Origin of the sequence: Pseudomonas sp. MPB03, assembly GCF_046605385.1 — a bacterium.
Lineage (GTDB): Bacteria > Pseudomonadota > Gammaproteobacteria > Pseudomonadales > Pseudomonadaceae > Aquipseudomonas > Aquipseudomonas zanjanensis.
Genome location: NZ_CP176770.1, coordinates 4,689,788 through 4,696,248 on the forward strand (window position 1 = coordinate 4,689,788; position 6,461 = coordinate 4,696,248).

The 6,461-nt window shown below is 62.0% G+C and carries 3 protein-coding genes; 2 read left to right on the top strand and 1 reads right to left on the bottom strand.

Features of this window, described 5'->3' with window-relative positions:
• Positions 1-527: 527 nt before the first annotated feature.
• Entirely contained in the window at positions 528-2,177 is a 1,650-nt protein-coding gene (locus tag ACLH0I_RS20180) for a cyclic peptide export ABC transporter (protein WP_250963136.1), read from the top strand.
• A gap of 103 nt (positions 2,178-2,280) precedes the next feature.
• Entirely contained in the window at positions 2,281-4,731 is a 2,451-nt protein-coding gene (locus ACLH0I_RS20185) for a TonB-dependent siderophore receptor (RefSeq protein ID WP_411385209.1), read from the top strand.
• Between the two features lie 545 nt (positions 4,732-5,276).
• On the opposite strand, the gene ACLH0I_RS20190 is transcribed toward ACLH0I_RS20185, so the two are convergent.
• Positions 5,277-6,239, bottom strand: coding sequence for an alpha/beta hydrolase fold domain-containing protein (locus ACLH0I_RS20190; RefSeq protein ID WP_411385210.1), 963 nt, complete (start codon positions 6,237-6,239; stop codon positions 5,277-5,279).
• Positions 6,240-6,461: the final 222 nt, after the last annotated feature.

The window sequence follows — 6,461 nt, forward strand, 5'->3', positions numbered from 1 at the left end:
TCGAAGTAAAAGTCCATGGGGCCGAAGGGCCCGCCGCTCGCCGGCACACGTGAACCCGCACCGTCGATTGCCCCAGGGCAATGTGTCAGGGCGTGGCCGACCCGATGTGCCCACATACCTAAATAAGACGCAGCATCTGCCAAAACCGGAATGACTTTACTTATCATTCGCGAAAACGATCAAAAAAAAGGCCGGCTCTGTTGGGCGCCGGCCTTTTAATCCTGAATTCCATGAACACAGCCCATACCAGGGCTGCGAACACACCTGTGGCGAGGGAGCTTGCTCCCGCTGGGCCGGTCCGACGCTTCGGGCGAAGCTGCCCCAAGTTTTTACGGTCGCTGCGCAACCGAGTGGGAGCAAGCTCCCTCACCACAATTGTGTGTCAGCCGGCTCCTCGCTAAATCCCCCTCCCATCCAATCGTTCTACAGATGGGCGCGACCCAACCCGGCGTGCCGCCGTCCTCCAGCCCATGCGGTGAATGTCCCCGCGATGGCGTTCGTCCTTTTCATCTTGCAGGGAAACCTCCATGAGCCAACCAAAACGCGGGGTGATCAATGAATTGTTCACCCTGCTCAAACCCTTCCGGCTGATTGTCATCGGCGCCATCCTGCTGGGCATGGTCGGTGGCCTGAGCGTCACCGTGCTGCTGGCCACCATCAACCAGGTGCTGCACGCCGAAGGCGGGCTGAGCCACACCGTGGTGGGCGTGTTCGCCGGGTTGTGCCTGCTGGCCCTGATCAGCTCCATCTGTTCCGACATCGGCACCAACTACGTTGGCCAGAAGATCATCGCCAAGCTGCGCAAGGAACTGGGGGAAAAAGTCCTGTCGGCGCCGATCCAGCAGATCGAACGCTACCGCAGCCATCGCCTGATCCCGGTGTTGACCCACGACGTCGACACTATCAGCGATTTCGCCTTCGCCTTCGCCCCCCTGGCCATTTCCCTGACCGTCACCCTTGGGTGCATGGGGTACCTGGCAATGCTGTCGTGGCCGATGTTCCTGATGATGGTCGTGGCGATCATCATCGGCACCGTGGTGCAGTACATCGCCCGCGGTCGGGGGATCAAGGGCTTCATGGAGGCGCGCGACTCCGAGGACGAGTTGCAGAAGCACTACAACGCCATCGCCGAAGGCGCCAAGGAGCTGCGCATCCATCGCCCTCGTCGGCAACGCATGTTCGTCTCGGGCATCGAGCACACCGCCGACAAGATCTGCGACACGCAGATCCGCTCGGTGAACATTTTCGTGATCGCCAAGACCTTCGGCTCGATGCTGTTCTTCGTGGTGATCGGCCTGGCCCTGGCCCTGCAGTCGCTGTGGCCGAGCGCCGACAAAGCGGTGATGAGCGGTTTCGTGCTGGTGTTGCTGTACATGAAAGGCCCGCTGGAACACCTGATCGGCACCCTGCCCATCGTCAGCCGTGCGCAAATCGCCTTCCGCCGCATCGCCGAATTGTCGGAACAGTTTTCATCCCCTGAACCCCACTTGCTACTCAACGACCAAGGCCAGCCGAAAACGCCGGTGCAGACACTGGAACTGAGCAATGTGGCCTACAGCTTCCCGGCGGTGGAAGGCGCCGCGCCGTTCCGCCTGGGGCCGGTGAACCTGAAGATCGACCAGGGCGACATCGTGTTCATCGTGGGTGAAAACGGCTGTGGCAAGACCACGCTGATCAAGCTGCTGTTGGGCCTCTACGCGCCGCAGCAAGGGGAAATCCGTCTCAACGACCACGCCGTGACGGCCGTGACCCGCGATGACTATCGCCAGTTGTTCACGACGATTTTTGCCGACTACTACCTGTTCGACGACATCGTCCAGGGCGACACCCATATCCCGGACGACGCCAACCAATACCTGCAACGCCTGGAGATCGCCCACAAGGTCAGCGTGCGCGACGGCGCCTTCACCACCACCGACCTGTCCACCGGCCAGCGCAAGCGCCTGGCGCTGGTCAATGCGTGGCTGGAAGAGCGTCCGGTGCTGGTCTTCGACGAGTGGGCGGCCGACCAGGACCCGACCTTCCGGCGAATTTTCTACACCGAGCTGCTGCCGGATCTCAAGCGCCTGGGCAAGACCATCATCGTGATTTCCCACGACGATCGTTACTTCGACGTGGCCGACCAATTGGTGCGCATGGAAGCCGGCCGCGTCATCACCGAACTGCAACCCGCGTAAATAATCACGATTCTCATTCTGGTTTTTCTGGGGTGGTGCGTCCTAATTAAGAATTGATCACAACTACACCCTATTAAAACTAAAACCTGCAAGAGTGAAACACATGCCAGCAACTCCGGGGATTCCACGTTTTACCAAGGCACTGATCATGCGGCGCCTGCTGCAACCAGGCTTCAGCGCCACCGCGTTCAGCCTGGCACTGGCCATGCCGTTCAGCGCACAGGTCCAGGCACAGGAAGTCGACCTCAACATTGCGGCGCAGTCGCTGGCGAGTGCCCTGCAGGCGTTGAGCAATCAAACGAACATGCAAGTGCTCTACAGCGCCGATGATGTCCAGGGCCTGCGCAGCCAGCCGGTCAGTGGCCGATTGTCGCCGGCGCAAGCGCTGTCGCAGATGCTGGTGGGGACCGGCGTCATGTTCACCCTCCAGGGCAACACGGCCAGCGTGCGCGCCAGGACGTCGGGGGATTCGCTGGAACTGGGCGCCACGACCATCACCGGTAAAACCGCGGAATCGGCCTACGGCCCGGTGGACGGCTACGTCGCCACCCGCAGCGCCACCGGCACCAAGACCGACACGCCGATCCTGGAAATCCCGCAGACCATCAACGTGGTCACCGCCGACCAGATCGCCGTCCAGGGCGCGCGCAACCTGACCCAGGCCCTGCGCTACACGCCGGGCCTGAACACCGGCGGCTTCACCGACCGCAACGCCATCGCCGACGAAATCACCAGCCGTGGTTTCTCGCCAACCCCGTTGTACCTCGACGGTGCCTACCTGCCTTATGCCGGCAGCCTGGGGGGGGCGCCGCAAATCGATCCGTATACCCTGGAGCGTATCGAAGTGCTCAAGGGCCCCTCGTCGGTGCTGTACGGGCAGAACCAGCCGGGCGGCCTGATCAACATGGTTTCCAAGCGCCCGACCACTGAACAGCGCAGCCAGATCAAACTGGGCGCGGGCAGCTATGACCGGGTCAACGGCGCGTTCGACACCAGCGGCCCGATCGACGACCAGAAGGAATTCAGCTACCGCGTCATCGGCGTGGCGAAAAAAGGCAACCAGCAGGTCGATCACACCCACAGCGAGCGCATGCTGCTGGCACCGAGCCTGACCTGGGCACCCAACGAAGACACCTCGCTGACAGTGCTGGCACAGATCCAGAAGGACGACGGCCTGGAAGACTACCAGGCGCTGCCGCGGATCGGCTCCCTGGAGCGCGGCCCCAACGGCCAGCGGATCGACCGGGACTTTTTCTCCGGCGACACGCGGTGGAACGACTACAAGCGTGACCAGTTCATCCTCGGCTACGACTTCAGCCACAACCTCACCGATGACCTGAAATTCCGCTCCACTGCCCGCTACACCGATGTGCGTGACCAGTACCGGGGTTTCTACCTGCGCAGCTTCGTCACCACCGGTGGCGTGACTGACCAGACCCGGGCCAACCGCGTAAAACTCGACTGGCAACAGCACAACACCGCCTACACCGTCGATAACAACGTGGAATACAAATTCAACACCGGCGCCCTGGAGCACACCACCCTGGCGGGCGTGGACTATCGTCATTTCAACCGCAAGTACGACGGTTACAACGCCTACAACGTGGTGCCGATCGACCTGTACGGCAATAACAACAACTACGACACCGGCAGCGTAACGCCGACGCTGGACACCCAATGGGACAACACCGTGCGCCAGACCGGCGTCTACGTGCAGGACCAGATCAAGCTGGACCAGTGGATCCTGACCGTGGGTGGCCGCCAGGACTGGGCCGAAGTGGACAACAAGGACTTGCTGGCGGGCACCGTCTCCTCATTGCGTGACAACAAGTTCACCGGTCGGATCGGCCTGACCTATGTCACCGATTTCGGCCTGGCGCCCTACATCAGCTACTCCGAATCCTTCCTGCCAACCGTGGGCACCGACGCCGCTGGCGAGTCGTTCAAGCCGACCGAAGGCGAGCAGTACGAAGTGGGTGTGAAGTACCAGCCGTTCGACAAGACGATGATTACCGCCTCGGTGTTCCAGATCAAACAGAAGAACCTGGTCACCGCCGATCCCTCCGATCCGCAGAACTCGATCCAGTCGGGCCAGGTGCGTTCACGGGGCGTTGAACTGGAAGTCAAATCCACCCTCGACAACATCGACGTGATGGCCGCCGCCACCTACCTCGACTCGTTCTACACCAAGGACAACTACGGCAACGAGGACAACCGCAGCGAGCAACAGGCACCGTTCTCCGCCACGCTGTGGGTTGACTATCACTTCACCCAGGCCACCCTCAATGGCCTGACCTTCGGCGCAGGCGCCCGTCACACCGGCCGCAAGCCGGGCGACGCGGCCAACTCGTTCGACGTACCGGCCTTCACCGTGTTCGACACCACCATCAGCTATGACATGGGCAAGGCCACTTCGAGCCTGCGTGGCGTCACCACCAGCCTGAACGTGCAGAACATCTTCGACCGCGAGTACGTGTCCCACTGCAACTACTCGTTCGGCTGCTACTACGGTCAGGAACGCGTGGCCTCGCTGGACGTGACCTACGACTTCTAAGCAACACCGCACACAAAAAAACCGGGCCTGGTCCTAATGCCGATCAGTTAAGCGAAATAAAGCCCGGCAGTAACCCTGTGGCGAGGGAGCTTGCTCCCGCTGGGTCGCGAAGCGGCCCTGTTTTTGGGGCTGCTACGCAGCCCAGCGGGAGCAAGCTCCCTCGCCACGGTTTGTGTGTTTGCCCGTGCTATCCACTTAACTGACAGGCATTAGGCCTGGCCCGGTTTTTTTGTGCCTGCAAATCTTGAAGTCATCCCAAAAACACTGTGGGAGCGGGCTTGCTCGCGAAGACGGCAGTACAGTCAACATCGATGTCGTTTGACCCACCGCTTTCGCGAGCAAGCCCGCTCCCACAAGGGATTTGTGGCGTATGCAAATCCTCAGACCACCCAAACACAACTGTGGGAGCGAGCTTGCTCGCGATGGCGGTGTATCAGTCACTTCAAATGCCGGCTGACCTACCGCTATCGCGAGCAAGCTCGCTCCCACAAGGGATTTGTGGCGTGTGCAAATCCTGAGGCCACCCCACAGGGAACGGTGGGCCTTCAGGCAGTCAGTGCAACCCGCAGCGCCTGGCTCAGTTGCCCATACACCTCGTCAATCTCCGGCACCACGCTCTGCAAGCGCAGGTAGTCGTGGATCAGGCCGGTGTATTCGATCAGTTCCACGCTCACCCCCTGCTCCTGCAAACGCCGCGCGTAGGCGCGGCCTTCGTCCAGCAGCGGGTCATGGCCGGCCAGGGCGATCAGGGCCGGGGCCAGGCCTGGGCAACCGGGCGCCAGCAACGGCGAGAACCGCCAGTCCAGGCGATCGGTGGGCTCATTGGCGTAGTGCCGGTAGAACCACTCGAGGGTGTCGCTCTCCAGCAGATAACCTTCGCCGAACAACTCGGTGGACGGGCTGCTGGTGGACGCATCGGTCACCGGGTAGCAGAGCAATTGAAAGCACGGCTTGACCGCCAGGGAGGCGGGTTCCAAGGCCGATTGCAGCGCCAGCACCGTCGCCAGGGTCGCGCCGACACTGTCGCCGCCGAACGCCACGCGGCTGATATCCAAACCCTCGGTGTGGGCCCGCCGGGCCAGCCAGTCGAGGGCATCGGCGCCGTCGTTCAGCGGGGTCGGGAAAGTGTGTTCCGGGGCCAGGCGATAGCCCACCGACAACACCGCGCAGGGTGTCCGCGCGCAGAATTCGCGGCAGACGCCGTCGTGGGAGTCCAGGCTGCCGACCACATAACCACCGCCGTGAAAGTACACCAGCACCGGCAGCGCCTGGGCCGAAGCCGTGGCGGGACGGTACAGGCGCAGCGCCAGCGTCACGCCGTCACGGGTCGTGAATGAGTGAGCGGCGCACTGCACATTCGCCGGAGCGCTCCAGCGCAATTGCACCGTGGTGCGCTCGAACGCCTCGCGGGCCTGGGCCGGTGTCGACAGGTGAAACGGCCCGGGGCCCTCGGCCTGGCTTTCTTCGGCCAGGTCGAGGAAGGCATTGAGTTCCGGATGCAGGGACATCGCAGGGGTTCCTTATGAAAATCTTGGAGAAAAAAACGGTGGAATCTGTGAAACGACACAGACCCCTGTGGGAGCGAGCTTGCTCGCGATAGCTTTGCTCCAGCCAACATCGAGGCTGACTGATGCACCGCCATCGCGAGCAAGCTCGCTCCCACAAGGGAATGGTGGTGGGGCTTCGAATGTGTAAACACCACTGACACTCCCACAGCCCCACCCCAAGGC